44 protein-coding genes are annotated in these 26,898 nt (G+C 49.0%); 42 read left to right on the top strand and 2 right to left on the bottom strand.

The window, feature by feature from the left end:
* The first annotated feature begins 76 nt into the window (after nt 1-76).
* The 39 genes from tuf to RW092_RS22435 all read left to right on the top strand — a co-directional run bounded on the left by tuf (nt 77) and on the right by RW092_RS22435 (nt 23,013).
* On the top strand, nt 77-1,267 hold the full coding sequence (gene tuf / locus RW092_RS22625; protein ID WP_016310713.1) for an elongation factor Tu: 1,191 nt from the start codon (nt 77-79) through the stop codon (nt 1,265-1,267).
* Between the two features lie 259 nt (nt 1,268-1,526).
* Entirely contained in the window at nt 1,527-1,835 is a 309-nt protein-coding gene (rpsJ, locus tag RW092_RS22620) for a 30S ribosomal protein S10 (protein ID WP_009226637.1), read from the top strand.
* A 45-nt stretch (nt 1,836-1,880) separates the two neighbouring features.
* Nucleotides 1,881-2,504: a 50S ribosomal protein L3 gene (rplC, locus tag RW092_RS22615; protein WP_016310714.1), complete on the top strand. Its 624-nt coding sequence runs from the start codon at nt 1,881-1,883 to the stop codon at nt 2,502-2,504.
* A 28-nt stretch (nt 2,505-2,532) separates the two neighbouring features.
* Nucleotides 2,533-3,156, top strand: coding sequence for a 50S ribosomal protein L4 (gene rplD / locus RW092_RS22610; RefSeq protein ID WP_016310715.1), 624 nt, complete (start codon nt 2,533-2,535; stop codon nt 3,154-3,156).
* Entirely contained in the window at nt 3,156-3,446 is a 291-nt protein-coding gene (rplW, locus tag RW092_RS22605) for a 50S ribosomal protein L23 (RefSeq protein ID WP_016310716.1), read from the top strand. The genes rplD and rplW overlap by 1 nt, the downstream gene beginning before the upstream one ends.
* A gap of 28 nt (nt 3,447-3,474) precedes the next feature.
* Complete coding sequence (gene rplB / locus RW092_RS22600) at nt 3,475-4,305, top strand: 50S ribosomal protein L2 (protein WP_016310717.1); 831 nt, start codon at nt 3,475-3,477, stop codon at nt 4,303-4,305.
* Nucleotides 4,306-4,379: 74 nt separating this feature from the next.
* Nucleotides 4,380-4,658: a 30S ribosomal protein S19 gene (gene rpsS / locus RW092_RS22595; RefSeq protein WP_009226642.1), complete on the top strand. Its 279-nt coding sequence runs from the start codon at nt 4,380-4,382 to the stop codon at nt 4,656-4,658.
* Between the two features lie 38 nt (nt 4,659-4,696).
* The gene (rplV, locus tag RW092_RS22590) at nt 4,697-5,029 is read left to right on the top strand and encodes a 50S ribosomal protein L22 (protein WP_009226643.1); all 333 of its coding nucleotides are present in this window, start codon (nt 4,697-4,699) and stop codon (nt 5,027-5,029) included.
* 13 nt (nt 5,030-5,042) lie between these two features.
* The gene (rpsC, locus tag RW092_RS22585) at nt 5,043-5,711 is read left to right on the top strand and encodes a 30S ribosomal protein S3 (RefSeq protein ID WP_009226644.1); all 669 of its coding nucleotides are present in this window, start codon (nt 5,043-5,045) and stop codon (nt 5,709-5,711) included.
* A gap of 2 nt (nt 5,712-5,713) precedes the next feature.
* Nucleotides 5,714-6,148 carry a 50S ribosomal protein L16 gene (rplP, locus tag RW092_RS22580; protein WP_009226645.1) on the top strand — a complete coding sequence of 145 codons (435 nt, stop codon included), beginning with the start codon at nt 5,714-5,716 and terminating at the stop codon, nt 6,146-6,148.
* A complete protein-coding gene (gene rpmC / locus RW092_RS22575; protein ID WP_009226646.1) occupies nt 6,138-6,338 on the top strand; it encodes a 50S ribosomal protein L29 in 201 nt (66 codons plus the stop codon). The genes rplP and rpmC overlap by 11 nt, the downstream gene beginning before the upstream one ends.
* A gap of 52 nt (nt 6,339-6,390) precedes the next feature.
* Nucleotides 6,391-6,654, top strand: coding sequence for a 30S ribosomal protein S17 (gene rpsQ, locus RW092_RS22570; RefSeq protein ID WP_009226647.1), 264 nt, complete (start codon nt 6,391-6,393; stop codon nt 6,652-6,654).
* A gap of 36 nt (nt 6,655-6,690) precedes the next feature.
* On the top strand, nt 6,691-7,059 hold the full coding sequence (gene rplN, locus RW092_RS22565; RefSeq protein ID WP_009226648.1) for a 50S ribosomal protein L14: 369 nt from the start codon (nt 6,691-6,693) through the stop codon (nt 7,057-7,059).
* A 52-nt stretch (nt 7,060-7,111) separates the two neighbouring features.
* Nucleotides 7,112-7,465 carry a 50S ribosomal protein L24 gene (gene rplX / locus RW092_RS22560; protein ID WP_009226649.1) on the top strand — a complete coding sequence of 118 codons (354 nt, stop codon included), beginning with the start codon at nt 7,112-7,114 and terminating at the stop codon, nt 7,463-7,465.
* 33 nt (nt 7,466-7,498) lie between these two features.
* The gene (gene rplE / locus RW092_RS22555) at nt 7,499-8,041 is read left to right on the top strand and encodes a 50S ribosomal protein L5 (RefSeq protein ID WP_009226650.1); all 543 of its coding nucleotides are present in this window, start codon (nt 7,499-7,501) and stop codon (nt 8,039-8,041) included.
* Between the two features lie 43 nt (nt 8,042-8,084).
* Entirely contained in the window at nt 8,085-8,270 is a 186-nt protein-coding gene (locus RW092_RS22550) for a type Z 30S ribosomal protein S14 (RefSeq protein WP_009226651.1), read from the top strand.
* A 31-nt stretch (nt 8,271-8,301) separates the two neighbouring features.
* The gene (gene rpsH, locus RW092_RS22545; RefSeq protein WP_009226652.1) at nt 8,302-8,700 is read left to right on the top strand and encodes a 30S ribosomal protein S8; all 399 of its coding nucleotides are present in this window, start codon (nt 8,302-8,304) and stop codon (nt 8,698-8,700) included.
* Nucleotides 8,701-8,730: 30 nt separating this feature from the next.
* On the top strand, nt 8,731-9,273 hold the full coding sequence (gene rplF / locus RW092_RS22540) for a 50S ribosomal protein L6 (RefSeq protein WP_009226653.1): 543 nt from the start codon (nt 8,731-8,733) through the stop codon (nt 9,271-9,273).
* Between the two features lie 84 nt (nt 9,274-9,357).
* On the top strand, nt 9,358-9,726 hold the full coding sequence (gene rplR, locus RW092_RS22535) for a 50S ribosomal protein L18 (RefSeq protein ID WP_028539490.1): 369 nt from the start codon (nt 9,358-9,360) through the stop codon (nt 9,724-9,726).
* 29 nt (nt 9,727-9,755) lie between these two features.
* Nucleotides 9,756-10,253, top strand: coding sequence for a 30S ribosomal protein S5 (rpsE, locus tag RW092_RS22530; protein ID WP_009226655.1), 498 nt, complete (start codon nt 9,756-9,758; stop codon nt 10,251-10,253).
* A 12-nt stretch (nt 10,254-10,265) separates the two neighbouring features.
* The gene (gene rpmD / locus RW092_RS22525) at nt 10,266-10,451 is read left to right on the top strand and encodes a 50S ribosomal protein L30 (protein WP_009226656.1); all 186 of its coding nucleotides are present in this window, start codon (nt 10,266-10,268) and stop codon (nt 10,449-10,451) included.
* Nucleotides 10,452-10,504: 53 nt separating this feature from the next.
* Nucleotides 10,505-10,945, top strand: coding sequence for a 50S ribosomal protein L15 (gene rplO / locus RW092_RS22520; protein WP_009226657.1), 441 nt, complete (start codon nt 10,505-10,507; stop codon nt 10,943-10,945).
* Nucleotides 10,945-12,246: a preprotein translocase subunit SecY gene (secY, locus tag RW092_RS22515; protein WP_316011361.1), complete on the top strand. Its 1,302-nt coding sequence runs from the start codon at nt 10,945-10,947 to the stop codon at nt 12,244-12,246. The genes rplO and secY overlap by 1 nt, the downstream gene beginning before the upstream one ends.
* Nucleotides 12,247-12,344: 98 nt before the next feature.
* Nucleotides 12,345-12,989 carry an adenylate kinase gene (locus RW092_RS22510; protein WP_016310721.1) on the top strand — a complete coding sequence of 215 codons (645 nt, stop codon included), beginning with the start codon at nt 12,345-12,347 and terminating at the stop codon, nt 12,987-12,989.
* Between the two features lie 5 nt (nt 12,990-12,994).
* A complete protein-coding gene (gene map / locus RW092_RS22505) occupies nt 12,995-13,747 on the top strand; it encodes a type I methionyl aminopeptidase (RefSeq protein ID WP_316011360.1) in 753 nt (250 codons plus the stop codon).
* Nucleotides 13,748-13,750: 3 nt separating this feature from the next.
* Nucleotides 13,751-14,065 carry a KOW domain-containing RNA-binding protein gene (locus tag RW092_RS22500; RefSeq protein WP_009226661.1) on the top strand — a complete coding sequence of 105 codons (315 nt, stop codon included), beginning with the start codon at nt 13,751-13,753 and terminating at the stop codon, nt 14,063-14,065.
* A 2-nt stretch (nt 14,066-14,067) separates the two neighbouring features.
* Nucleotides 14,068-14,283: a translation initiation factor IF-1 gene (gene infA / locus RW092_RS22495; protein ID WP_007132547.1), complete on the top strand. Its 216-nt coding sequence runs from the start codon at nt 14,068-14,070 to the stop codon at nt 14,281-14,283.
* Nucleotides 14,284-14,448: 165 nt separating this feature from the next.
* Entirely contained in the window at nt 14,449-14,562 is a 114-nt protein-coding gene (rpmJ, locus tag RW092_RS22490; RefSeq protein ID WP_003333770.1) for a 50S ribosomal protein L36, read from the top strand.
* Nucleotides 14,563-14,583: 21 nt separating this feature from the next.
* Nucleotides 14,584-14,952, top strand: a complete 369-nt coding sequence (gene rpsM / locus RW092_RS22485; protein WP_016310723.1) for a 30S ribosomal protein S13 — start codon at nt 14,584-14,586, stop codon at nt 14,950-14,952.
* A 19-nt stretch (nt 14,953-14,971) separates the two neighbouring features.
* The gene (gene rpsK / locus RW092_RS22480) at nt 14,972-15,367 is read left to right on the top strand and encodes a 30S ribosomal protein S11 (RefSeq protein ID WP_009226663.1); all 396 of its coding nucleotides are present in this window, start codon (nt 14,972-14,974) and stop codon (nt 15,365-15,367) included.
* Between the two features lie 133 nt (nt 15,368-15,500).
* A complete protein-coding gene (locus RW092_RS22475; protein ID WP_009226664.1) occupies nt 15,501-16,445 on the top strand; it encodes a DNA-directed RNA polymerase subunit alpha in 945 nt (314 codons plus the stop codon).
* Between the two features lie 37 nt (nt 16,446-16,482).
* Nucleotides 16,483-16,848 carry a 50S ribosomal protein L17 gene (gene rplQ / locus RW092_RS22470; protein WP_009226665.1) on the top strand — a complete coding sequence of 122 codons (366 nt, stop codon included), beginning with the start codon at nt 16,483-16,485 and terminating at the stop codon, nt 16,846-16,848.
* 116 nt (nt 16,849-16,964) lie between these two features.
* Nucleotides 16,965-17,750, top strand: a complete 786-nt coding sequence (truA, locus tag RW092_RS22465) for a tRNA pseudouridine(38-40) synthase TruA (RefSeq protein WP_016310724.1) — start codon at nt 16,965-16,967, stop codon at nt 17,748-17,750.
* Between the two features lie 273 nt (nt 17,751-18,023).
* Nucleotides 18,024-18,461: a 50S ribosomal protein L13 gene (gene rplM / locus RW092_RS22460; protein ID WP_009226667.1), complete on the top strand. Its 438-nt coding sequence runs from the start codon at nt 18,024-18,026 to the stop codon at nt 18,459-18,461.
* Between the two features lie 20 nt (nt 18,462-18,481).
* The gene (rpsI, locus tag RW092_RS22455; protein WP_009226668.1) at nt 18,482-18,874 is read left to right on the top strand and encodes a 30S ribosomal protein S9; all 393 of its coding nucleotides are present in this window, start codon (nt 18,482-18,484) and stop codon (nt 18,872-18,874) included.
* 211 nt (nt 18,875-19,085) lie between these two features.
* Nucleotides 19,086-19,778: a phosphoadenylyl-sulfate reductase gene (locus tag RW092_RS22450; RefSeq protein WP_016310725.1), complete on the top strand. Its 693-nt coding sequence runs from the start codon at nt 19,086-19,088 to the stop codon at nt 19,776-19,778.
* A gap of 37 nt (nt 19,779-19,815) precedes the next feature.
* Nucleotides 19,816-20,988, top strand: a complete 1,173-nt coding sequence (gene sat, locus RW092_RS22445) for a sulfate adenylyltransferase (protein WP_316011359.1) — start codon at nt 19,816-19,818, stop codon at nt 20,986-20,988.
* A gap of 94 nt (nt 20,989-21,082) precedes the next feature.
* Entirely contained in the window at nt 21,083-21,853 is a 771-nt protein-coding gene (cwlD, locus tag RW092_RS22440; RefSeq protein ID WP_316011358.1) for an N-acetylmuramoyl-L-alanine amidase CwlD, read from the top strand.
* A 44-nt stretch (nt 21,854-21,897) separates the two neighbouring features.
* Nucleotides 21,898-23,013 carry an Mrp/NBP35 family ATP-binding protein gene (locus RW092_RS22435; RefSeq protein WP_016310728.1) on the top strand — a complete coding sequence of 372 codons (1,116 nt, stop codon included), beginning with the start codon at nt 21,898-21,900 and terminating at the stop codon, nt 23,011-23,013.
* Nucleotides 23,014-23,060: 47 nt separating this feature from the next.
* On the opposite strand, the gene gerD is transcribed toward RW092_RS22435, so the two are convergent.
* Entirely contained in the window at nt 23,061-23,831 is a 771-nt protein-coding gene (gene gerD / locus RW092_RS22430) for a spore germination lipoprotein GerD (protein WP_316011357.1), read from the bottom strand.
* 138 nt (nt 23,832-23,969) lie between these two features.
* On the opposite strand from gerD, the gene RW092_RS22425 reads away from it, so the two are divergent.
* The gene (locus RW092_RS22425; protein WP_016310730.1) at nt 23,970-24,578 is read left to right on the top strand and encodes a KinB-signaling pathway activation protein; all 609 of its coding nucleotides are present in this window, start codon (nt 23,970-23,972) and stop codon (nt 24,576-24,578) included.
* A gap of 21 nt (nt 24,579-24,599) precedes the next feature.
* On the opposite strand, the gene pdaB is transcribed toward RW092_RS22425, so the two are convergent.
* Nucleotides 24,600-25,409, bottom strand: coding sequence for a polysaccharide deacetylase family sporulation protein PdaB (pdaB, locus tag RW092_RS22420; RefSeq protein ID WP_085170593.1), 810 nt, complete (start codon nt 25,407-25,409; stop codon nt 24,600-24,602).
* 123 nt (nt 25,410-25,532) lie between these two features.
* Between pdaB and RW092_RS22415 the strand changes: the two genes are divergently transcribed.
* Both RW092_RS22415 and RW092_RS22410 read left to right on the top strand, forming a co-directional pair.
* The gene (locus tag RW092_RS22415) at nt 25,533-26,147 is read left to right on the top strand and encodes a stage II sporulation protein M (RefSeq protein WP_085170594.1); all 615 of its coding nucleotides are present in this window, start codon (nt 25,533-25,535) and stop codon (nt 26,145-26,147) included.
* 142 nt (nt 26,148-26,289) lie between these two features.
* Entirely contained in the window at nt 26,290-26,520 is a 231-nt protein-coding gene (locus RW092_RS22410; protein WP_016310733.1) for a hypothetical protein, read from the top strand.
* Nucleotides 26,521-26,898: the final 378 nt, after the last annotated feature.

Below are 26,898 nucleotides of genomic sequence, written 5' to 3'. Positions count from 1 at the left end.
TAATTGCCGGTCGAAGGGCTTGTTCCTTTGATCGGTCACACATAACAATCCATATTTTAAGGAGGAACTGTTTAAAATGGCAAAGGCTAAATACGAACGTACAAAACCGCACGTTAATATCGGTACGATTGGTCACGTCGACCATGGTAAAACAACTCTGACTGCAGCCATCACGACTGTATTGTCCAAAAAATACGGCGGTGCTGCTGTAGCTTTCGATCAAATCGACAAAGCTCCAGAAGAACGCGAACGCGGTATCACCATCTCGACGGCACACGTTGAGTACGAAACAAACAACCGCCACTACGCACACGTTGACTGCCCAGGGCACGCCGACTATGTTAAAAACATGATCACTGGTGCTGCTCAAATGGACGGCGCAATCCTGGTTGTATCCGCAGCTGACGGCCCAATGCCGCAAACTCGCGAACACATCCTGCTGTCCCGTAACGTAGGCGTTCCTTACATCGTTGTATTCTTGAACAAATGCGACATGGTAGAGGACGAAGAGTTGCTTGAACTGGTTGAAATGGAAGTTCGCGACCTGCTGAACGAATACGAGTTCCCAGGCGATGACACTCCAATCATCCGCGGTTCCGCTCGTGAAGCTCTGCAAAACCCAGACGGCGAATGGGCTCAAAAAATCGTTGAAATGTTCGAAATCATCGACGAGTACATTCCGCTGCCTGAACGCCCAATCGACAAACCGTTCCTGATGCCAGTCGAGGACGTATTCTCGATCACTGGTCGTGGTACAGTTGCTACTGGCCGTGTAGAACGCGGTACGGTTAAAGTCGGCGATGAAGTTGAAATCGTGGGTATCGTTGAAGAAACGAAAAAATCCGTCGTTACCGGCGTTGAAATGTTCCGTAAATTGCTCGACTCCGCTCAAGCGGGCGACAACATCGGTGCACTGCTTCGCGGTATTGACCGTAAAGAAATCGAACGCGGTCAAGTATTGGCTAAACCAGCTTCCGTTAACCCGCATACTGAGTTCACCGCTCAAGTATACGTATTGACGAAAGAAGAAGGCGGACGCCATAAGCCGTTCTTCTCCGGCTACCGTCCTCAGTTCTACTTCCGTACAACGGACGTAACTGGCATCATCAACCTGCCAGAAGGAACTGAAATGGTTATGCCTGGCGACAACATCGAAGTTACCGTTCAACTGATCTCCCCGATCGCGATCGAAGAAGGTACTCGCTTCTCCATTCGTGAAGGCGGCCGTACAGTTGGATCCGGTGCCGTTGTTTCCATCAACAAATAATTAGGCTTAACCGCCTGATCGAAGGAGCTGCTCTCCGATTTCGGAGCGCAGCTCTTTTACTTTATTTAGGGAATGAAAAATTACGAATTATACTTGCATTCCGCCTACCTTTTCTATATAATAGTGAATGTTGTTCTGTGACGTTGCGATGATGTGGGAGGTTACTGACACACCCGGCCCCTTTGCCATGGGAGGGTGGCCAGAAAATTTCCACGGAGTATGTCCGATACTAAATTGGGCGATAGAAGGAGGGACTAAAATGGCAAAGCAAAAAATTCGTATTCGTTTGAAAGCTTACGACCACAGAATTCTTGATCAATCCGCAGAGAAAATCGTTGAAACGGCAAAACGTTCGGGTGCAGGCGTATCCGGGCCAATCCCGTTGCCAACTGAGAAACAAGTGATTACTATTCTCCGTGCGGTGCACAAGTACAAGGATTCCCGGGAACAATTCGAACAACGTACGCATAAGCGTCTGATCGACATTGTGAACCCGACTCCACAAACTGTGGATGCCTTGATGCGCTTGGACCTGCCGTCCGGTGTAGATATCGAAATTAAATTGTAATACCTACTATTGTAAGGTAACCAGGAAAGGAAAAGAGGTGTCAACATGAAAGGTATCTTAGGGAAGAAACTTGGTATGACTCAAGTGTTTACTCCGGAAGGGAATGTCATTCCTGTAACGGTTATTGAGGCTAGCTCTAACGTAGTTCTGCAGAAGAAAGACCTGGAGAACGACGGTTACGAAGCGATTCAGCTTGGCTACTCCGATAAGAAGGAAGCTAGAGCGAATAAGCCTGAAGTTGGGCATGCAAAGAAAGCAGGCACAACGCCTAAGCGCTACGTTCGCGAAATTCGCGGTGTTGATTTGGCAGGATACGAGGTTGGCCAAGAGGTCAAAGTCGATATTTTTGCTGAAGGCGAATTTGTTGACGTAACAGGGATTTCGAAAGGTAAAGGGTTCCAAGGCGTAATCAAACGTTGGGGACAAAGCCGCGGCCCAATGGCTCACGGTTCCCGTTACCATCGTAGACCTGGTTCCATGGGTTCCATCGCAGCTAACCGTGTATTCAAAGGTAAAAACCTGCCTGGACATATGGGACATGAAACTGTAACGATTCAAAATCTTGAAGTTGTTAAAGTCGATGCAGAACGCAACGTCTTGCTCGTGAAAGGTTCGATTCCTGGACCGAAAAACAGCTTCGTTAAAGTAAAACAAACTATTAAGAAATAATTAACCCTCAGGAAAGGAGGAACAACAAATGCCAAAAGTAGCACTTTTCAATATTAGCGGTAGCCAAGTGGGCGAAGTAGAATTGAACGATGCCGTATTCGGAATTGAGCCGAACACTCATGTTCTTCATGAAGCTGTTGTAATGCAGCGTGCTTCCCTGCGTTTCGGTACGCACAAAGTTAAAGGACGCTCCGAAGTTCGTGGCGGCGGCCGTAAACCTTGGAAACAAAAAGGTACAGGTCGTGCGCGCCAAGGTTCGATCCGCGCTCCTCAATGGAAAGGCGGCGGTACGGTATTCGGACCAACTCCGCGCAGCTATTCCTACAAACTGCCTAAGAAAGTTCGTCGTTTGGCGATCAAATCGGCGCTTTCGTCGAAAGTGATCGATCAGGACATCATCGTATTGGATGCACTTGCGATGAACGCTCCGAAAACGAAAGAATTTGCAGCGATCTTGAACAACCTGAAAGTGGAACGTAAAGCTCTGGTTGTAGCTCCTAGCTATGACGACAACATTGCGCTTTCCGCTCGTAACATTCCAGGCGTGAAGTTCGTGGCAGCAGACGGCATTAATGTTCTTGACGTGCTGACGCACGACAAACTGATCATTACGAAAGAAGCAGTTCAGAAGGTAGAGGAGGTGCTCGCGTAATGAAGGATCCTCGCGATATTATCAAACGCCCGGTGATTACGGAACGTTCCACGGAATATATGAACGACCTGAAATATGTCTTTGAAGTAGACATTCGCGCGAACAAAACGGAAATCAAACAAGCTGTTGAGTCCATTTTCGGCGTGAAGGTGAAGAACGTAAACACCCTGCGTGTTCCCGGGAAGCTGAAACGTTACGGACGCTACTCCGGATACACTCCAGAATGGAAAAAAGCGTTTGTTACATTAACACCTGAAAGCAAGCCGCTCCAATTTTTTGAATCGGTATAAAATCGCTTAAAGTAAGGAGGGAAATCTCGTGCCAATCAAAAAGTACAAACCGACTTCCCCGGCTAGACGTGCGATGAGCGTGTCGACCTTCGAAGAAATTACGACGGATCAGCCGGAGAAATCTTTGCTTGCGCCGCTGAGCAAAACTGCCGGCCGCAACAACCAAGGTAAAATCACTGTTCGTCACCATGGCGGCGGACATAAACGTAAATATCGGATCATCGACTTCAAACGGAACAAAGATGGAATTCCAGGCCGCGTTGCTACGATCGAATACGATCCAAACCGGACTTCGAACATCGCTTTGATCCACTATGCCGATGGTGAGAAACGCTATATCATCGCTCCTAAAGGCTTGAAAGTGGGCGACGTGATCGAATCTGGCGCAGGTTCCGACATCAAAATCGGTAATGCATTGCCGCTGGAAAACATCCCGGTAGGTACCGTGATCCACAACATCGAGCTGAAACCAGGTAAAGGCGGACAACTTGTTCGTGCTGCTGGTACAGAAGCTCAATTGCTCGGTAAAGAGGACAAATACGTAACGATCCGCCTGTCTTCCGGCGAAGTTCGTAAAGTTCTGAAAGTTTGCCGCGCAACGATCGGTTCCGTAGGTAACGGTGACCACGAGCTCGTAAAAATCGGTAAAGCCGGACGCAGCCGTTGGCTGGGCAAACGTCCAGAAGTCCGCGGTGTCGTCATGAACCCGAACGATCACCCACACGGTGGTGGTGAAGGTCGCGCTCCGATCGGCCGTAAATCTCCGTTGTCTCCTTGGGGCAAACCAACCCTTGGTTACAAAACGCGTAAAAAAGGCAAAGCTTCTGATAAATATATCGTTCGCCGTCGCACGAAGTAATCCGCATCCTGCGGATCACTTCGCGGCATGAACGAAGCGTAACTTGCAGCGCATTGTGAAGGGAGGATAAATGAATGAGTCGCAGTCTGAAAAAGGGACCTTTTGTCGACGGGTACCTGCTTAAGAAAGTGGAAGAAGCGAGCGCTTCGAACAAGAAGGTCGTGATCAAAACTTGGTCCCGTCGCTCCACGATCTATCCGCAATTCATTGGTCATACGTTTGGTGTCTATGACGGCCGCAAGCACGTACCGGTGTACGTAACCGAGGATATGGTCGGACATAAACTGGGCGAATTTGCTCCAACCCGGACCTACAAAGGTCATACGGATGACGATAAGAAAACGAGACGTTAATAACGATAAGTTCTTCGTTTGAGAGGAGGTAATACTACATGGAAGCTAAAGCACATGCAAGATCGATTCGTATTGCTCCCCGCAAAGCTCAACTCGTGGTTGATCTGATCCGCGGTAAGCAAGTTGGCGACGCGATTGCAATTCTGCGCCATACGCCAAAAGCAGCATCCCCGATCGTGGAGAAGCTGTTGAACTCGGCGATTGCCAATGCTGAACATAACTATTCTATGGATGTAAATAAATTGGTGATTACGCAAGCCTACGTTAACCAAGGCCCGACGATGAAACGTTTCCGTCCGCGGGCAATGGGACGTGCTAGCCGGATCAACAAACGCACCAGCCACATTACTTTGGTGGTATCCGAAAAATAAGGAGGGAAAACGTGTGGGCCAAAAGGTAAATCCGGTCGGATTACGAGTAGGGATTATCCGTGATTGGGAATCCAAATGGTACGCAGGCAAAGATTTCGGTGATCTTTTGCTGGAAGACGTAAAAATTCGTGAACACCTGAAAAATAAACTCAAAGACTCCGCGGTATCTCGGATTGAGATCGAGAGAGCGGCAAATCGTGTGAACGTGACGATCCACACTGCTAAACCGGGCATGGTTATCGGTAAAGGCGGTTCGGAAGTTGAAAACCTGCGCGGTGAAATTACGAAAATCGCAGGCGGCAAAAAGGTTCACATCAACATTTCTGAAATCAAACACCCTGATCTTGACGCAATCTTGGTTGCTGAAAGCATTGCACAACAATTGGAACGTCGTGTTTCTTTCCGTCGTGCGTTGAAACAAGCAATTCAAAGAACGATGCGTTCGGGAGCGAAAGGGATTAAAACGGCAGTCAGCGGTCGTCTCGGCGGTGCTGAAATTGCTCGTACGGAAGGCTACAGTGAAGGAACTGTTCCACTTCATACGCTCCGCGCCGACATCGATTACGGTACGGCAGAAGCGCATACGACTTATGGCCGCATCGGCGTAAAAGTATGGATTTATCGTGGAGAGGTTCTTCCTACGGCTAAGAAACAACAAGCTGCTCAGGAAGGAGGCAACTAATCATGTTGGTACCAAAACGCGTAAAACACCGCAAGCAACAACGCGGTAATATGAGAGGCCAAGCAAAAGGCGGTACCGAACTGAACTTCGGTGAATACGGCCTGCAGGCTCTGGAGCCGACTTGGATCACGAACCGTCAAATCGAAGCAGCGCGTATCGCGATGACTCGTTACATCAAACGTGGCGGTAAAGTATGGATTAAGATTTTCCCTGACAAGCCGATTACTCAGAAGCCTCTTGAAGTCCGGATGGGTAGCGGTAAAGGTAACGTAGAAAAATGGGTCGCAGTTGTGAAGCCGGGCAAAATCATGTTTGAGCTTGCCGGGGTATCGGAGGAAGTTGCACGCGAAGCTATGCGTCTTGCTGCCCACAAACTGCCGATCAAAACGAAGTTTGTGAAACGTGAAGAATTGGGTGGTGAAGCAAATGAAAGCTAATGAACTTCGCAACTTAACCACTGCAGAAATCGAACAAAAAATCGCAGGTTTTAAAGAAGAACTCTTTAACCTCCGTTTTCAGTTGGCTACCGGCCAACTCGATAATCCGACTCGGATCCGCGATGTGCGTAAGGAAATAGCTCGTGCTAAAACCGTTATCCGTGAAAGAGAACTTGGGATTACTAGTTAAGAAGCGCTGAGCGAATCTAGCAAAGCGCCTAAGTCCAGGAAGGAGGCAAACCATGAGCGAACGTAACAGCCGTAAAGTGCAAATTGGTAAAGTTGTCAGCGACAAGATGGACAAAACGATCGTTGTAGCTGTTGAAACTTACAAGAAGCATGACTTGTACCATAAGCGCATTAAATACACGAAGAAATTTAAAGCGCATGATGAGAACAACACCGCGAAAATCGGTGACATCGTTAAAATCGCCGAAACTCGCCCGCTGTCCAAAGACAAACGCTGGAGACTCGTTGAAGTCGTTGAAGAAGCGGTTATCATTTAATAGCACGGTAGCTTAGACCGAAAGGAGGAAATATCCATGATTCAACCATTTACACGTTTGCAGGTTGCTGACAACTCCGGCGCGAAGGAACTGATGTGTATCCGCGTTTTGGGCGGTACGGGTCGTCGTACGGCACAAATCGGAGATCTGATCGTTTGCTCCGTCAAACAAGCAACACCAGGCGGCGTTGTCAAAAAAGGGGATGTCGTTAGAGCGGTAGTCGTTCGTACGAAACGTTCCGTTCGTCGTAAAGACGGTTCCTACATCGCATTCGACGAAAACGCAGCAGTTGTTGTTAAAGAAGATAAGAGCCCGCGCGGAACGCGTATCTTCGGACCTGTTGCCCGTGAACTTCGCGACAAGGACTTTATGAAGATCGTTTCCTTGGCTCCGGAAGTTATCTAAGAACACCCCATAACCCAACGGGGAGCCCGATTTAACAGGAGGTGTAAACCAAGTGCCTAGACTGAAGAAGATTCTTGAATCTCATAACAATAAGCTGCACGTCAAAAAAGACGACACGGTGATCGTGATTTCCGGTAAAGACAAAGGCAAAAAAGGCCGCGTCATCGCCGCATATCCTCGTGAGAACCGCGTGCTTGTGGAAGGCGTGAACATGGTTAAGAAACATCAAAAACCTAACCAACTGAACCCACAAGGCGGCATCATCGAGAAGGAAGCTCCGATTCACGTTTCGAACGTTATGCACGTTGATCCGAAGAGCGGAAAAGTAACCCGTATCGGTTACAAAGTATTGGACAACGGCAAAAAAGTTCGCGTAGCGAAGAGATCTGGAGAAGTAATCGACTAATCGAGAAACGTTAAGAAAGGAGGTCCATGATTCATGGCAGCAAGATTGAAAGAACGCTTTTTGAACGAAGTAACACCTGCTTTGATTCAAAAATTCAACTATACAACGGTAATGCAAGTGCCGAAGATCGAGAAAGTGGTTATCAACATGGGTGTTGGTGACGCTGTAGCGAACTCCAAAGTACTTGATTCCGCAGTGAACGATATGCAACTGATCGCTGGCCAAAAGCCAGTTATCACTCGCGCGAAGAAATCCATCGCTGGTTTCAAACTGCGTGAGAACATGCCGATCGGTGTGAAGGTAACTCTTCGCGGTGACCGCATGTATCATTTCCTTGACAAACTGTTTAACGTAACGCTTCCGCGTGTCCGTGACTTCCACGGGGTATCGACGAAAGCATTTGACGGTCGCGGTAACTATACGCTGGGCCTGAAAGAGCAACTGATCTTCCCTGAGATCGAATACGATCAAGTGGATAAAGTACGCGGTATGGATATCGTCATCGTAACGACGGCGAAAACTGACGAAGAATCCCGCGAGCTCTTGAGCGGGCTCGGTATGCCGTTTGCTAAGTAATTCGTCTATTTTCTCCGAAACTATTTAGGAGGTGTCAGGCTAAGTGGCTAAAACTTCGATGAAAGTTAAACAACAACGTACACCTAAATTTAAAGTTCGGGCTTATACCCGTTGTGAACGTTGTGGTCGCCCACATTCGGTATTGCAAAAGTACAAAATTTGCAGAATTTGCTTCCGTGAATTAGCTTATAAAGGCCAGATTCCTGGCGTGAAAAAAGCAAGCTGGTAATTAATCAACAACGGGAAGGAGGTTTACACGTATGACTATGTCAGATCCAATTGCAGATATGCTTACTCGTATTCGTAACGCCAACACGGTGCGTCACGAGACGGTTGAACTGCCTGCGTCCACGATCAAGAAACAAATCGCTGAGATCTTGAAGCGTGAAGGTTTCATCCGTGACGCTGAATATATCGATGATAACAAACAAGGGATCATCCGTATTTTCCTGAAATACGGCCCGAACAACGAACGCGTTATCTCTGGACTTAAGAGAATCAGTAAACCAGGCCTTCGCGTGTACACGAAAAGCAACGAAATTCCTCGTGTCCTCGGCGGCTTGGGTATCGCGATTATCTCCACTTCCAAAGGTGTCATGACTGACAAGGAAGCTCGTCAGTCCAAAGCCGGCGGCGAAGTCCTCTGCTACGTTTGGTAATTTACGTCTTATAACAAGGAGGTGCAATAAATGTCTCGTATTGGTCGCAAACCAATCACAGTACCAAGTGGTGTGGATGTCACACTTGATAATAGCGTCATTACAGTTAAAGGTCCGAAAGGGACTTTGACTCGTGAGCTTCACAAGGACATCAAGGTAACGGTTGAAGGTAACGTCATTACCGTTGAGCGTCCTTCTGATAATAAATTACATCGTTCCCTGCATGGCACGACCCGCTCCGTTGTCAGCAACATGGTCAGCGGGGTAACGGAAGGTTTCTCCAAATCGCTCGAGCTGGTTGGTGTCGGTTACCGCGCAAGCTTGTCCGGCAAGAAACTGGTTCTGAACGTGGGTTACTCCCATCCGGTAGAAATCACACCGGAAGAGGGCATCGAATTCGAAGTACCTTCGAATACGAAGATCATCGTTAAAGGGATCAATAAAGAACGCGTAGGCGAATATGCCGCTAAAATTCGTTCTGTCCGTGAGCCTGAGCCATACAAAGGCAAAGGGATCAAGTATGAAGGCGAACGCATTATTCGTAAGGAAGGTAAAGCCGGTAAGAAGAAATAAGTTTCTTCTTCTCGTGCCTAGCCTTCTGGCGTCTTGAAACGAAATGTCCGATAGCGGTAAACCGAAGGGAGTGAAATGGAAGTCATGATTACAAAAGCTGATAAGAACAAAGCACGTCTGAAAAGACATCTGCGTGTACGTAAGAAAGTCCAAGGAACGGCAGCTCGTCCAAGACTGAACGTATACCGTTCTTCCAAACATATCTACGCTCAACTGATCGACGACGTAGCAGGCGTAACGGTAGCTAGTGCTTCGACCGTCGATAAAGAACTGAGCGGTTCGATCGGTAACGGCGGCAACGTGGAATCCGCTCGTAAAGTGGGCGAATTGATCGCAAAACGCGCACAAGCGAAAGGATATAAGAGCGTTGTTTTTGACCGTGGAGGATATCTGTACCATGGACGGATTCAGGCGCTGGCTGACGCAGCCCGCGAAGCAGGCCTGGAATTCTAAAAAATCATCACTAAAAGGAGGTTAACGACTTGCGTGTAGATCCGAACACTTTAGAACTGACAGAAAGAGTTGTAAACATTAACCGCGTAGCTAAAGTAGTTAAAGGCGGACGCCGTTTCAGCTTCAGTGCACTCGTGGTTGTCGGCGACGGCAAAGGCTGGGTTGGCGCTGGGATCGGTAAAGCAGGCGAAGTACCTGACGCGATCCGTAAAGGCATTGAAGATGCGAAGAAAAATCTTGTGCATGTTCCGCTCGTAGGTACTACGATCCCTCACCAAGTAATCGGGCATTTCGGAGCTGGCCGCGTTCTGTTGAAACCGGCATCCGAAGGTACCGGGGTTATCGCCGGCGGTCCAGTTCGTGCGGTTCTTGAACTGGCTGGCGTAGGCGACATTTTGACTAAATCTTTGGGTTCTTCGAATTCCATCAACATGGTCAACGCGACTTTGGAGGGCTTGTCCCGTCTGAAACGTGCTGAGGATGTTGCGAAATTGCGCGGTAAAACCGTCGAAGAACTTCTCGGTTAAGGAGGGAATCTCATGGCTAAACTGCAAATTACCCTCGTGCGTAGTTTGATCGGTCGTCCGGAGAACCAACGTACTACCGTGAAAACCTTGGGTCTTCGCAAAATTAACCAATCCGTTGTTCACAACGATAACCCAGCCATTCGCGGCATGGTGAATCAAGTGAGCCACCTGGTTTCGGTTAAAGAAATCGAAGGCTAAGGATAGCGTAAGCTTATTAATTGCCAACAATAAATAAGGAGGTGCAACGAACGATGAAGTTACATGAGCTTTCCCCAGCTCCTGGTTCCCGCCACACGCGCAAACGTGTCGGCCGCGGTACAGGCAGCGGTATGGGTAAAACATCTACTCGCGGTCACAAAGGTCAAAACGCTCGTTCCGGCGGTGGTGTGCGTCCGGGCTTCGAAGGCGGTCAAAACCCGCTGTATCGTCGCTTGCCAAAACGCGGGTTCATCAATCCGACGCGGAAAGAGTATGCGATTGTGAACATCGAAGATTTGAACAACTTTGCGGCGGATACGGAAGTAACTCCTGAGCTGTTGTTTGAACAAGGAATCGTGAAAGACGCGAAGAGCGGCATCAAGATTCTCGGCAACGGTGAAGTTACTGTCAAACTGACAGTTAAAGCGAATAAGTTCTCCCAATCTGCGGTAGAGAAAATCGAGGCTGCCGGCGGTAAAACCGAGGTGATCTAATGTTTAAAACCATTAAGAACATATGGCATGTTCAAGACCTTCGCAACCGCATCTTGTTTACGTTGTTTATCTTCCTCATTTACCGGATCGGTTCCTTCGTTCCGGTTCCGGGCGTTAATAAAGAGGTCTTTGAGGCGACAAACAACGCAGCAGGAAACAACTTGTTAGGGCTCTTGAACACCTTCTCGGGCGGCGCCCTGAAGAACTTCTCGATCTTTGCCCTCGGGATCATGCCTTATATCACGGCTTCCATCATCGTACAGCTCTTGTCGATGGACGTCATTCCGAAATTTGCGGAATGGGCTAAGCAAGGGGAACACGGTAAGAAGAAAATGGCCCAAGTGACCCGTTACGGAACGGTCATTTTGGCCCTTATTCAGGCGTTTGCTACGTCGATTGGCTTTAACCGTTTGTACAATACGGATATGGTGCCGAATGCAACTTTTGGTGACTATCTCGTCATCGCCATCGTGTTGACAGCCGGTACTTCTTTCCTGATGTGGTTAGGTGAGCAGATTACCGAAAGAGGGATTGGTAACGGGATCTCGCTGATTATCTTTGCCGGGATCGTTGCCTCCATCCCTACGCACATTACGACGATTGCGCAATCGGATTTTATCCTTGAAGGCCAGCCTTTCATCAATGTGGTGAAATCCATCGCGATTCTCTTGGTGTGCATCTTGATCGTCATCGGTGTTATCTACGTACAACAAGCGATCCGGAAAATCCCGGTCCAATACGCAAAGCGTGTGGTAGGTAACAAAATGTATGGCGGACAGAATACGCATATTCCGCTCAAGATCAACGCTGCCGGCGTCATTCCGGTCATTTTTGCAGTTTCCTTGCTGCAATTCCCGGTCGTGATCGCCAGCTTCTGGTCGCCGTACGCATGGGCGCAGTGGATTACGACCCATTTGTCTACCAACCGTCCGCTTGGGATGGTGCTTTATGTGATCATGATCATCGGCTTTACGTTCTTCTATACGTTCGTGCAGATGAACCCGCAGCAGATGGCTGAGAACATGAAGAAAAACGGCGGCTACATTCCAGGGATCCGTCCTGGTAAAGCGACGGAAACCTATTTGACTCGGGTGTTAACCCGTTTGACGATGACCGGTGCGCTTTTCCTTGCTGCCATCTCCATTCTCCCTATGGGATTGGGGGCTATCGCAGGGTTGCCAAGCACGGTCTTGATCGGCGGTACATCGATCCTCATCGTGATCGGCGTTGCGCTGGATACGATGAAGACGATTGAAGGCCAATTGATCAAACGTCACTATAAAGGTTTTATCAATAAATAGTCGGTAGGTACCAGGAACAGAGGACGTGCAAACGTCCTTGCCTGGCACCTAACTGAGCTATTTCTTGTTGTAGAGAAGTGTTGGAGGGAGTGAGAAACATGAACCTACTATTCATGGGGCCTCCCGGAGCAGGAAAAGGAACACAAGCCGAGACAATCGTTAACGAATTCGGTATTCCTCATATCTCTACCGGCGACGCATTTCGCCTGGCAATCAAACAGGGAACACCTGTGGGGATGAAAGCGAAGGAATATATGGATCAGGGACTGCTCGTGCCTGATGATGTGACAGTGGGGATCGTTCGCGAACGCTTGCAGCAGCCCGATTGCGAAAAAGGTTTCTTATTGGACGGTTTTCCAAGAACCCTTTCGCAAGCGGAATCGCTGGATGAGCTGCTTGATAGCATGGGTCGCAAGCTGGACCACGTCATCAACCTGAAAGTGGACCGGAACAAGCTGCTGGCGCGGCTGACGGGACGCCGGATTTGCAAATCCTGCGGCGCCACTTATCATGTGATCTTTAATCCTCCGGGGCAGGAAGGTGTTTGTGATAAATGCGGCGGCGAGTTATACCAACGCTCGGATGATAACGAAGAGAGCGTAGGAACTCGTTTGGACGAATATATCAACAAAACCGCACCGCTTCTGAAGTTCTATGAAGATAAAGGCCTGTTGCGTCAGGTAGATGGTGAACAGGAAATCGATGCGGTTTCGAAGGAAATCGTGTCACTACTGCGAGGTTAGGTGTAATGATCATTTGTAAATCCGAAACGGAACTAGGCTTTATGCGAGAAGCTGGGCGGATCGTCGCGGAAACGCACAGGCTCATGGCCCAAGCGATTGAGCCTGGAATTACGACGGGAGAACTCGATCAACTCGCCGATAAATACATTCGCAGTCAGGGCGCCGTGCCGTCCTTTAAAGGTTACAACGGTTTTCCTTACAGCATTTGCGCTTCGGTCAACGAAGAATTGGTACACGGATTTCCCGGCAAACGCAAATTGAACGAAGGCGATATCATTACATTGGATATCGGCGCGGAGTACCGTGGTTTCCATGGGGACTCGGCGTGGACGTATCCGGTAGGTCAAATTTCGGAGGAAGCCAAGCGACTCTTGGAGGTCACCGAAGGTTCCTTGTATGCGGGCCTTGCGCTCGTTAAACCGGATGTTCGATTGTACACGATCTCGCATGCAATTCAGCAATTCATCGAAGCTGCCGGTTTTTCCGTCGTTCGGGAATATGTGGGTCATGGCATTGGCGCGAGCTTACATGAAGAACCGCAAATTCCGAATTATGGTTTGCCCGACCGGGGCCCGCGGCTTAAGCCGGGGATGGTCCTGGCGATCGAACCGATGGTTAACATGGGGAAGCGATATGTTAAAACGCTGGAAGACAACTGGACAGTGGTTACGGTGGATGGCTCGTTGTGCGCTCACTTTGAGCATACGGTAGCTGTTACACCGGACGGGATGGAAATTTTCACGAAGCTGGATGCGTAGGTGATGAACGTGAAAGAGCGCTCAGCGCCGCAAATCGGTCAGTTGGTGAAAGTTCTCAAAGGCAGGGATGCCGGTGCGATTTATGTGATTGTCGGGATTCTGGACGACAAATTCGTCTGGATCGCGGACGGAAACAAACGGAAGTTTGATGGACCCAAACGTAAAAATGCCCAGCATCTTGAACTACTGCCCATAGTTAGCAGCGAGGTTGTTCATAGTTTGCAGGAAAGCGGACGGGTGACGAACGGGAAACTGCGGCATGCAGTTCTTGCTTATCAGAAGTCCGCCAATTCTATGGCTGAAGAGAAAGGAGACTGACTGTGGCTAAAGAAGATGTCATTGAAGTCGAAGGTACGGTCATTGAACCGTTGCCGAATGCAACCTTTAGAGTAGAGTTGGAGAATGGTCATCAAATTCTCGCTCACGTTTCCGGTAAGTTGCGGATGCACTTTATCCGCATTTTGACGGGAGACAAAGTGGTCGTTCAGCTTTCGCCATATGATTTGACGAAAGGCCGGATCACTTACCGCAAATAGACTATACCCATTACGGTAAAGTTGTGGTACAATATTCAGGTTGAGTTGTTTCAGAGAGTAGTTTATGATTAGAATGCGTGCGATTGGATTTTTGCTTTCGCAAAATAAGAACGTATGCTTTCGATCCCAGTTTTACTTCTGTAAAACTTTTAGGAGGTAATCAGCATGAAGGTAAGACCTTCTGTAAAGCCGATTTGCGAAAAATGCAAAGTCATTCGTCGCAAAGGCAATGTCATGGTGATTTGCGAAAATCCGAAACACAAACAAAAACAAGGTTAATTGAAGGGGGTGTAGCGTAAAATGGCACGTATTGCTGGTGTGGATTTGCCACGTGATAAACGCGTTGAGATCGCCTTAACTTACATTTTCGGAATCGGTAAAACGACTTCCCAGAAAATCCTGAAAGAAACAGGCATCAATCCGGACACTCGTGTTCGTGATTTGACGGAAGATGAGGTTAGCAAACTACGCGAAACGATCGACAAAACGGTCAAGGTTGAAGGTGACCTGCGTCGTGAAATTTCCTTAAATATTAAACGTTTGATCGAAATTGGCTGCTACCGCGGAGTGCGTCATCGTCGCGGCTTGCCGGTTCGCGGACAACGTACGAAAACGAATGCCCGTACTCGTAAGGGTCCTCGTCGTACTGTAGCGAACAAGAAGAAATAAGAAGGGGGGATAACAGACAATGGCTAAACCAAAGAAAGTCGTACGTACGAAACGTCGTGACCGGAAAAATATTGAATCTGGCGTGGCTCATATCCGCTCCACATTCAATAACACGATTGTCACCATTACGGATCCACACGGTAACGCGATTTCCTGGGCGAGCTCCGGCGGTCTTGGATTCAAAGGTTCCCGTAAGTCGACTCCGTTTGCTGCGCAAATGGCTGCTGAATCTGCTGCCAAAGCTGCGATGGAACATGGCATGAAAACCGTTGAGGTTATGGTTAAAGGCCCTGGCGCCGGCCGTGAGGCCGCTATCCGCTCCTTGCAAGCGGCAGGCCTTGAAGTCAACATGATTAAAGACGTTACTCCAATTCCTCATAACGGCTGCCGTCCTCCAAAACGCCGCCGCGTTTAATGAAGCCGCGCTGAAGCCGTGGTATAACACCAGCGTCAATTGGGAACAATGGATGTTTAGGCATACTACGTTGGAAAACTTCAGCACCTTAGGCAGATTGAAAGGAACGACGTTTTGAAGGAGGGGTACTTTCGTGATAGAAATCGAAAAGCCAAAAATCGAGACCGTAGAAGTTAACGATGAAGGCACCTATGGGAAATTTGTAGTAGAACCACTTGAACGTGGGTATGGCACCACACTGGGCAACTCGCTTCGCCGGATTTTGCTCTCTTCTCTGCCGGGTGCTGCGGTAACCTCGGTCCAAATCGATGGAGTTCTGCATGAATTCGCGACCGTACCGGGCGTTATGGAGGACGTTACGGAGATCATCCTGAACCTGAAAGCACTCTCGCTGAAAATTCATTCGGATGAGGAGAAGATCCTCGAAATCGATGCGGAAGGCGAAGGCGTTGTTACGGCAGGGGATATCCGTGCGGACAGCGATGTGGAAATTTTGAATACGGATCTGCATATTGCAACGCTTGAACCGGGTTCAAGACTCCACATGCGCATCTACGCAGGCCGCGGACGTGGTTACGTTCAGGCAGATCGAAATAAACGAGATGATCAACCGATCGGTGTCATTCCCGTCGATTCGATCTATACCCCGATTACACGGGTCAATTACGTGGTTGAGAATACCCGGGTTGGCCAAGTGACCAACTACGACAAGCTTACGCTTGAAGTGTGGACCGATGGCAGTATCAGACCTGAAGAAGCGGTAAGCCTCGGCGCGAAAATTTTGACCGAGCATCTCTTCTTGTTCGTAGGCCTTACGGACGAAGCGAAAGACGCGGAAATCATGGTCGAGAAGGAAGAAGACAAGAAAGAAAAAGTGCTTGAAATGACGATTGAAGAGCTTGATCTCTCCGTTCGTTCCTATAACTGCCTCAAACGTGCCGGTATCAATACGGTACAAGAGCTTACGACGAAAACTGAAGAAGACATGATGAAGGTACGTAACCTGGGTCGCAAGTCTTTGGAAGAAGTTCAAGAGAAGCTCCAAGAGTTAGGTTTGGGATTGCGCACTGAAGAATAAGTTGACTTGAATCGTTTTAGCGAAGGAGGGAAAACTCATGGCATACCAAAAGTTGGGCCGCGATTCCAGCGCACGTAAAGCATTGTTCCGTGACCTGGTAACCGACCTGTTCTTATACGAACGCATCCAAACGACGGAAGCGAAAGCGAAAGAAGTTCGTTCGATCGCTGAGAAGCTGATCACCAAGGCAAAACGTGGTGACCTGCATGCCCGTCGTCAAGTGGCAGCTTACGTTCGTCGCGAATCGATCGACGGCGAGCAGGATGCAATCCAAAAGCTGTTCACCGAACTGGCAACTCGTTATTCCAGCCGTCCAGGCGGATACACTCGTATCCTGAAGCTGGGACCTCGCCGCGGCGACGCTGCTCCTATGGTTTATCTGGAACTGGTAGATCGCGCGTAATTCGGGGGTTCCCCATTTCTTGCGTGTAAAACTCTCTGTCGGCTCGCCTTACGGCTAAGCTTTCGGAGAGTTTTTTTATTGAACTGAAGGTGTGGCCTTGAGAAAGGAAGGAACCGATGCGCAACTTGCTGATGACCGTCAGCTATGACGGAACCAACTATTTCGGCTTTCAGACCCAACCGGGCGGAAATACGGTTCAGGATCATATCGAGGGAGCCATCCGCCATTTAACGGGAGAAACGGTGAAAATTCATGGCTCGGGTCGAACCGATGCCGGGGTGCATGCGAGACAGCAGCCTTTTCATTTTCACACCGATTCGCGAATTCCTGTGGAACGTTGGTGTTTGGCGCTTAACGCGCGGCTCCCTTCTGATATCCGCGTGTTGACGGCTCGGGAGGTCCCTCTGACCTTCCATTCACGGCATTCGGCCAAACGGAAAACCTACCGCTACTCCATTAATACCAACCGATTCCCGGATGTGTTCCAACGGAACTATCAGTTTCATCATCCAGGACAGCTTAATGTGGAGGCCATGCAGGCATGCCTGCCTTATCTGATGGGAACCCACGACTTTACTTCGTTCGCCTCGCGTCAGTCCACGAAGCTAAGTCACGTTCGTACCATATATGATGCCCGCATCGAGGTGGATTCATCAGCGAAAATTCCTGGAGCAACGGGGCAGGGGATTGTCCATTTTTATGTCACGGGGAGCGGATTTCTGCAACATATGGTCCGGATCATCGTGGGCACCTTGATCGAGGTCGGTGAAGGTAAACGGACGCCTGAATCGATCCAAGCGATTCTGGAGGCGAAGGATCGGACAGCCGCAGGCCCAACGGCGGAGAGTAAAGGGCTGATGCTCTGGAGCGTAGAATACGAAGAAGAAGATTTGAACGACTGAAATGGTGGGGTTTGGAAGCTTGATTTTTTCGGGATAACCTTTGAAAAAGGCTTGCGTATTAACTGGGCTTCCTGTAAAATAAAAGTTGTGTTTTCTTGATGGCTATCCCACAGCCCCCAGTCAAGAAAGCCGCTTAAACAAGAATTATATGCTTGCTAAACATGAATGAAACGATCGAAGATAAATCTGCTGACGTAGGTCAAGCGACCCGAAGAGCATGATCGTGTTCAGCAGGATGAACCATTTCGGACGAATTTGAAGGAGGATCTTTACATGCGTACCACTTATATGGCGAAGCCAGGCGAAGTAGAGCGCAAATGGCACATCATCGATGCCGAAGGCAAAACGCTGGGCCGCTTGGCTAGCGAAGCTGCTGCTCTTATCCGCGGTAAACACAAACCACAATTTACTCCACATGTTGACTGCGGTGACTTTGTGATCGTCATCAACGCGGAGAAAATCGCCCTGACCGGCAAAAAGCTCGATAACAAAAAATATTATCGTCATTCCCTGCATCCGGGCGGTTTGAAAGTGACCGTTGCTAAGGATTTGCTGAGAACGAAACCTGAACGTGTAATTGAATCCGCCGTTCACGGCATGCTGCCTAAAACTCGTCTTGGCGAGAAAATGAAGCTGAGACTGAAAGCTTATGCGGGCACTGAGCATCCACATGCGGCACAAAAACCTGAAGTTTACGAACTTCGCGGATAATTAAAAGGGAGGACAGTTTCATGGCACAAGTACAATACTATGGGACAGGTCGTCGTAAACATTCGGTAGCTCGTGTTCGCCTTGTACCGGGTGAAGGACGCATTGTCATCAATAAACGCGACATCAACGATTATTTTGGTCTGGAAACGCTGAAGCTGATCGTAAAACAACCGCTGACTTTGACGGAAACGCTGGGTAACTACGACGTGATCGTCATCGCTCATGGCGGCGGTATCTCCGGTCAAGCTGGCGCAATCCGTCACGGGATTTCCCGTGCTCTGCTCAAAGCAGATCCGGAACTGCGTCCTGCATTGAAGAAAGCAGGCTTCTTGACGCGTGACCCACGGATGAAGGAACGGAAGAAATACGGCCTCAAAGCAGCTCGCCGTGCTCCTCAGTTCTCGAAACGTTAATCTTTATATTGCTTACGAAAGTCCCTTTCCGTTTTGGAAAGGGGCTTTTTTTGCGTTTAAATTTACGGATACCACCGGACTTTTTTTCATTTTGGAATTTTTAGTATTGACTTCTAGAGGGAATACCTTATACTTTTAAATATAATTCAAATCAGATTAGTTGGAATAATTGCAAGTCTTGATTAACCAGATGCGGGAGGTCTGAAGAACAGTGAATTTATTGGAAAAAGAGCAACTGATTGCGGCCAAGGCCGAGGAATTTGAGTCGTTATCCCCCCAAGAAATCCTCGCCTGGGCGGTAGAGACATTTCCGAATATCACCTTTGCTTGTAGCTTTGGGGCTGAGGATGTTGTACTGGTCGATATGCTGCAGCAAATCAGCCCGTCTACCGACATTTTTTACTTAGACACGGATTTTCATTTTAAAGAGACTTATGAGACCCGGGACGCGATTGCGGCCAAATATGGGTTGGAATTTGTACGAATTTCCCCTCTGCTAACACCAGAAGAACAGACGCAGAAGTATGGGGAGGAGCTGTGGAAGGCAGATCCTAACGCTTGCTGCAACCTGCGTAAGGTTGAGCCGCTGACACGGGTGTTAGGCCGTTACGATGCATGGATTACCGGGATTCGCCGCGACCAGGCACCAACCCGAGCCAATGCGAAGAAAATTGAATACGACACCAAGTTTGGTCTGGTGAAATTTAATCCGATCGCTAACTGGACTTCGGATGATGTATGGAACTACATTCGCGAGCATCAGCTCATTTATAATCCTTTGCATGACCGCAATTATCCTAGCATTGGCTGTGAACATTGTACCCGTCCGGTAATGCCAGGCGAAGATCCACGGGCAGGGCGTTGGTCCGGTACGGAAAAAACAGAATGCGGTTTGCACCAATAATCACGGCATTGAAATAACGGAATTGGGGGAGATACGGGTGACGTCAATATTACCGCATGGTGGAAGTCTGATTAACCGGGTGGTAACTGGATCTGAACGGGACAGTCTCTTGGAAAAGGCAAAGTGCCTTCCATCCATTCAAATCAATAACTGGACGATTTCGGACTTGGACCTCATTGGGGTGGGGGCCTTTTCACCCTTAACCGGGTTTATGAACGAAGCCGATTATCGGTCGGTCGTCGATCGTATGCGGCTGGCTGACGGGACGGTCTGGAGTATTCCGATTACTCTCTCTGTCGCACGAGAACAAGCGGAAAGTCTGGAAGTAGGAGAACAGGTCGCGTTGATTGGTGAGCAGGACGGCGTTGTTTACGGTCTGCTTGAGATAGGCAGCGTCTATTCTGTAGATCAGGCAGAGGAAGCGCGTAAAGTGTTCAAAACCGATGATCCTGCGCATCCTGGAGTGAAGAAGCTGCTGGAACGTTCGCCATACTACGTTGGGGGTTCGATTCAAGTGTTGAACCGACCGGAACCGGCGCGGTTTAAGGAGTTTTATTTTGACCCAGCTGAGACGCGGCGGATCTTTGCCGAGAAGGGGTGGAGAACCGTTGTAGGGTTCCAGACCCGCAATCCGGTTCACCGGGCGCATGAATATATTCAGAAGAGTGCGATGGAAATCGTGGATGCGCTATTCCTTAATCCGCTGGTCGGCGAGACCAAATCCGACGATGTACCAGCCGATGTTCGGATGAAGAGCTATTTAACGCTGCTGAAACACTATTATCCGGCAAATCGTGCTTTTCTAGGGGTGTTCCCGGCAGCGATGCGTTATGCTGGACCACGTGAAGCGATTTTTCATGCGATGGTGCGCAAAAACTACGGATGCACGCATTTTATCGTGGGTCGTGACCATGCCGGGGTTGGCGATTACTACGGAACGTATGAGGCCCAAGAGATCTTCTCGAACTTCACCTCGGAGGAGTTGGGCATCACGCCGCTGTTCTTTGAACATAGCTTTTTTTGCACGAAATGCGGGAATATGGCTTCCAGCAAGACCTGTCCACATCCGAAAGAAGATCACTTAACCTTGTCCGGAACGAAGGTACGCGGTTTGCTGCGCGATGGGGTTTGTCCGCCGCCGGAATTTACCCGGCCGGAGGTTGCGGAGGTCCTGATCGAAGGAATGAAGCAGCAGGTGCAACCCACTTAAATCACAGGTTAGCCTAATCCGATAAGAGTCATATTTGTCCACCTTGTCCCATATCATGAGTAATGTCATGAAGGGAGAAAGGTGGCTTTTTTTTATGCGCGATCGAGATAAGGTGACGTTATGGATTACTCTGAACCACATCAAAATAGCGCTGATCGGCGTAGGTCTGGCTGCCGTGATCCTGGGGTTGGCCTTTTACCGGGTGCCGGCGCAGAAAGCCTGGAATTATTGGAGTCTGCCGCTGGCGGGGCAGGTGATTGCCCTGGATGCTGGGCATGGCGGACCCGATGGGGGAGCCAGCAGTAAGCAGGGGTTGATCGAGAAAGACATCAATCTCGCCGTCTCTTTGTACCTGCGCGATTATTTGCAGCAGGCGGGTGCGGTGGTTGTCATGACCCGCGAGGAGGACAAGGACTTGGCCGCGGCCGACACGAGGGGCTACAGTAAACGGAAGACCGAGGATTTAATGACACGGGTTCGCTTTATTGAGGAACAGCAGGCCGATCTGCTCGTGAGTATACACATGAACAGCATTCCTTCGCCGCGCTGGCGAGGCGCACAAACGTTCTATTATCCCAATCATGCAGATAACGCCAACTTGGCTGCGCTCGTACAGGAAGAGCTTCGACGGAATCTGGAGAACACCGATCGGGTAGCGAATCGTGCGGATAAGAAAGTGTATTTGCTTGAAGTGATGAAGATCCCGGCCGTTCTGGTGGAGGTCGGGTTCCTATCGAACCCGGAGGAAGCGGGGCTGCTTGGCACGGAATCGTACCAGCGAAAAGTAGCTGCTTCCATTTATCAGGGGATCTTGCGATATTATTCTGGAGAAAAGGTACAAACCCCGGCAGAGGATGTCAGGTAATGATATAATAGACCTAACTATCTGATGAAGTCGAGGTGCTGTCAGTGATTACAAAAGAACAGCTTCAGGCAACGTTACGCCCGGTTGCAGAACCAACCACAGGTCTCAGTCTAGTCGACCTCCAGTGGATTCGCGATATTATGATCAAGGAAGACCGCGTCTCATTAACCGTTGTTGGCTTTGAGAAAGGCAGTGCGGCACAGGTGGAAGCCGAGCGAGAGATCCGCTTTCGCTTATCCGAAGCAGGGGTGAAGGATGTGCACCTTCGCTTCCGAGAAGCTTCGGAGCAGGAGCGTGAGGCAGCGTTTAGCGCGGCTCGTCGACCTTCGGACTCATCCCATGGCGAAGGCAACGAACTGAAGGGGCATGGAGCAGGTCTGGAAGGACTGCCGATTCTTGACCCAAGATCTGGCGTGCAATTTATTGCTGTAGCCAGCGGTAAGGGCGGAGTGGGCAAATCTACCGTCACGGTGAATTTGGCGGCGGCCCTGGCGCGTCTAGGCAAGAAGGTGGGCTTAATTGACGCCGACATCTACGGCTTTAGTGTTCCCGATATGATGGGGATTGAAGAGGCGCCGGTGGTGGAGAACGGTCAAATCCTGCCCGTAGAACGCTTTGGCGTTAAGGTGATGTCGATGGGCTTCTTTATTCAGGACAATAACCCGGTCATTTGGCGGGGACCGATGCTGGGGAAAATGCTTCGGCAATTTTTCAGTGATGTTCAGTGGGGCGATTTGGATTATATGCTGCTTGATTTTCCGCCGGGTACAGGGGATATCGCCCTTGACGTGCACCAGATGATTCCGCAAAGCAAGGAGATCATCGTCACTACCCCGCATGCTACTGCTGCTTTTGTTGCTGCCCGGGCAGGGGCCATGGCGCTGCGCACGGAACATGAAGTGCTGGGCGTCGTCGAAAATATGGCTTACTACGAGTGCTCCAAATGCGGCGAGAAGGATTATGTCTTCGGACGCGGCGGCGGTGCTCGGTTGGCAGAGTCCTTACATACGGAATTGCTGGCACAATTCCCGCTGGGGGCGCCGGATAACCATCCTTCCGAGCCGGACTTTTCTCCGTCAGTGTACAAAGCAGAGACCCCGGTGGGTCAGCTGTATGACGAACTGGCGCAGCGCATCGTGTTGAAATGTAAAAAAGACTGATCCCTATAGGGTCAGTCTTTTTTTGTGGAGCATTGATTGCTATCAGCTTATGAAGCTCCACCGCTGCCTCCGCCTTCTTTGCTTTGTCCGCCTTCATCGCCGCCGTCGTCGCCACCTTTGCCTCCGTCATCCTTAGGCTCTTTTTCGACCTTAGGCTGCAGTTGCTCTTGAACAACGGTTTTTAACAGCTCAAGCACTTCCATTTTGAACAATGGACTTTGCATGGCCTCCTGCATAACCGTCATGGATTGCTTGCGGTAGTCCGGCGTCTTGGTTAAATCAAGGAACATCTTCATGACTTCCGGCGATTTCAGGATGTCACTGATCGCTTTCTGATACGTTGGGTCCTTGATCAGCTGCATATGGAGCTCTTTGCTTTGGGCGTTAATCGCCTTCGCAAAATCTCCGGCAAACTGCGGATCGGTCATGATCTTCTCAATTTCCTTTTTGTATTCTGGGGAAGTGATCGTCTCCTTGACCGCCATACGCACCTCATTGGCGGTTTGGGACGGGAGAATCATCTTCACCCCAAACGATCCGCTTCCGCCGGATCCACCTGAACCGGAACCAGAGTCAGATCCGGACTCCGAACCGGATTCTGAGCCGCCGCTCTCGCTGCTTGGCGGAGAGCTTAATGCTTCATATATAGCTTTTTTACCTTCGTCGGTCTTAAGAATATCGATGACCATCGACTTCGTCTCTTTATATCCCCCACCCTGGGAAGAGGAGGAGGAGCTTTGTTCAGAACCGCAGGCTGCAAGCGGAAGAGTGAATGTACATAAGAAGCATAAAATCCAACGGGTACCCCGCCATTTCATGGTTCCCTTCCTCCTTATCATCATTGCTGAAGTTAGTATGCGGCTTAGAAACGGAAATATCCCAACGAAAAGCTTAAAAACAATGGTTTTTTACCGGGATCGTTGGTAAAATATTTCGTTAGTGGAGGTGGAAGGGGCTTGAACTTAAAAAAGTGGCTTTACTTATTTGGGACAACCTTAGCCGTAGGAGCGGCGGGGTCGCTGATTGTCGGCCTGTTGTTGCAATGGGCCGATACCCTGCAATATAAAGGTTTGACCGATATTCTGGTCAATGTCGGGATTTTACTTGGCGTGGGCATTATGGTTAGCGTGTATTCCCAAATGGGCTTTTTTGCATATTTAATGATCAATTATATGGGGAACGGGGTCTTCTCCAGAAGAACGTGGCAATATATCCAGTTGGTCTTAACTGCCTTGGCGTTGCTGGAGCTCATGTTCTTCCGCATTTTCGTAGGCGGTGAGAAGAACGGGTATTCTGACATCGTCCTTGGCATTGTCATTCTTATTGTGGCTGTGGGAACTGCGTTTTATAAGGCGAAATTGACGAATGCAACTGCCTGGATTCCCACGTTGTTCTTTATGATTGCGGTTACGATTGTAGAGACCGTTGGCGTATTGAAGATTGGGGTCAATTCCGCGACGGCCTGGATTGTTGCGCCACTAGTCGCATGTAATGCATATCAGATCTTAATTCTACAGCGCGTACTGAATTCAGGATCGACAGAAATACCAAAAAGCCCAGCCTAAACTGGGCTTTTTTGCTACAGTTTACAATCCAATTGCGTACTCAAGCTGCTTCTTCAGCCACGCTTGATCACGGACTTCGTTGCCTTGAACGCTGGCTTCCTGCAGCAGGTCCGTTACGGTCACAAACTCATAGCCTTTCTTGCGGAGCTCATCGATGATAATCGGCAACGCTTCATGCGTTTGCTTCACCGAATCGCTGGCGTGAAGGAGAACGATATCCCCGGGATGGGCTTTTTTAACGACGCGGTCAACGATGGTTTGAACTCCTTTGTTCATCCAATCCTGAGAGTCCGTATCCCATTGAATGACTTGGTAGCCTTGACTTGCCGCAATTCTAAGCACGCGCTTATCGAAGTCACCGTTTGGAAGCCGCAGCAGCTTAGGAGGTTGGCCTGTTACTTCGGTCAAAATCGTATGTGCGGTTGAAATCTGACGGGCGATTTCCTCGTCGCTCAGGCTGCTGTAATTCGTATGCTTATGCCCGTGGCTTCCAATTTCATAACCTTCCTTCTGAATTGCTTTGACGATGTCTGGATGGGTCTTGCTCCAAGGCGAAGACAGGAAGAAGGTGGCTTTCTGCACATTCTTCTCCTTCAGCACGTTGAGAATCGGCTCGGCCCGCGTATCGCCCCAACTGATATCGAAGGTAAGGGCTATGACTTTTTTGTTCGTGGACACGCTATAAATAGCCGACGGAGCGCTTTCCTCTGAGAATACCGTGACATGGCCCTGCTCCACGTAAATGACGCCGGCAGCAAAGAGGGCCGCAGCGAAGACAAAGAAAAAGCGTTTGATTTTCTTTCCGTTAAGGACATAGAAGAAGTTGTTCATGAACCTTTAAGCCCCTCTCGTTATCAGAATGAAATGATCTGAACTGATCCGCTTGTACAAATGTATGCTTGTTCCACAGCTTTATGACGCTTGGCCGATCATAATTTGAAGGAGATTGATGCAATGTTCTCGATTCGGAAGTTTATCCGCGACTTACGTAAATATAAGAAAGCCATGCTGCTATCGATTTTGATTTTTGCAGCGGGACTAGTTCTGGGGGCAGCAAATGCAGACACGTTAACCCGCCTGGTAATGCCTAATCTCGAACAGCTTAGCCGGATCAGCCGGGATTTGGCACAGTCGGAGCATCCGGAGTGGAACTTCTTCCTGTTTATCTTTTTTAATAATGTGACTAAAAGTCTCGGTGTGATGTTGCTAGGCGCCATTCTTGGGATTTTACCGGCTTTCTTCTTGTTGATGAACGGTTTGGCTTTAGGATTTGTGGTGGCGGCGGCTGGCGGTCGAGGTGAGAATTTAGTGGATTTGATCGTTCGTGGTCTGCTTCCTCATGGGATCATTGAAATTCCTGCGATTCTGATTGCCGCAGGGTTTGGGATGCAATTCGGCTATTTGGCGGTAAAGAGCTTAGGAGAGGCTGGTTCCAGAGATGCCTCGGAGCGTACGGTGGATTGGAGAGGCTTTCTTGTTTCTGCCGGGCGGGGGGCGATCTGGATTGTTGTTATGCTGCTGGTCGCTGCGGTGATTGAGAGCACGTTAACTTTTTATCTCGTTGGTTGAGCGGCAAGTCAGGTCTTTGAAAATTAAAGTGATTAATGATTTTCGCATGCATTCATAAATTTCCCAAAAAGTGAGCATAACATTAAAGCATCTATAAATAGATCGATATCTTAAAACATGGATCGAACAAGGAGTGTTATGCATGCTGGGAATGTTGTTCACTGATAAGGAATGCAAGGAACTGGATTATGTGCTGCGAAAAGAATTGGATGAAATGCTGCTCGATCTGAACGATACGCGACTCGATCAAGATATTCGTCAGGCGATCGCTAACCGCTATAAAACGATTTTCCGGATGTATGCTCGCTTTGCTCCCTCCAAGGAATTATCGAAATATGCCCGGCGGGCTCGTTTTCCACAAGCAAAAGAATAGGTTAAGAAATAGTTGACGGCGGGGCTAATCTTATGGTAAATTAGCAATCGTCCTTGTTTTGCATGGACAAGCAGTGAAGGACAGGAAAACATTAGCAAGAAAAAAAGTTCAAAAAAACTCTTGCAAAAACCTGACTGACTGTGATATATTATAAAAGTCGCCGCTGAAACAAAGCGATGACGAAAAACGAAGTTGATCTTTGAAAACTGAACAACGAGTGAGTAATAAATCGAGATTAAAGGATGAATTTCAAACCGGTGTACTTCGGCCTTGAAATTCGATCCGATCTCGTCAGTTTTTTCTAAATGAGCAAGTCAAACACTACTTTATTGGAGAGTTTGATCCTGGCTCAGGACGAACGCTGGCGGCGTGCCTAAT

Source organism: Paenibacillus sp. 3LSP (assembly GCF_032465655.1).
Lineage (GTDB): Bacteria > Bacillota > Bacilli > Paenibacillales > Paenibacillaceae > Fontibacillus > Fontibacillus barengoltzii.
This window is presented reverse-complemented; position numbering and strand designations above follow the sequence as displayed.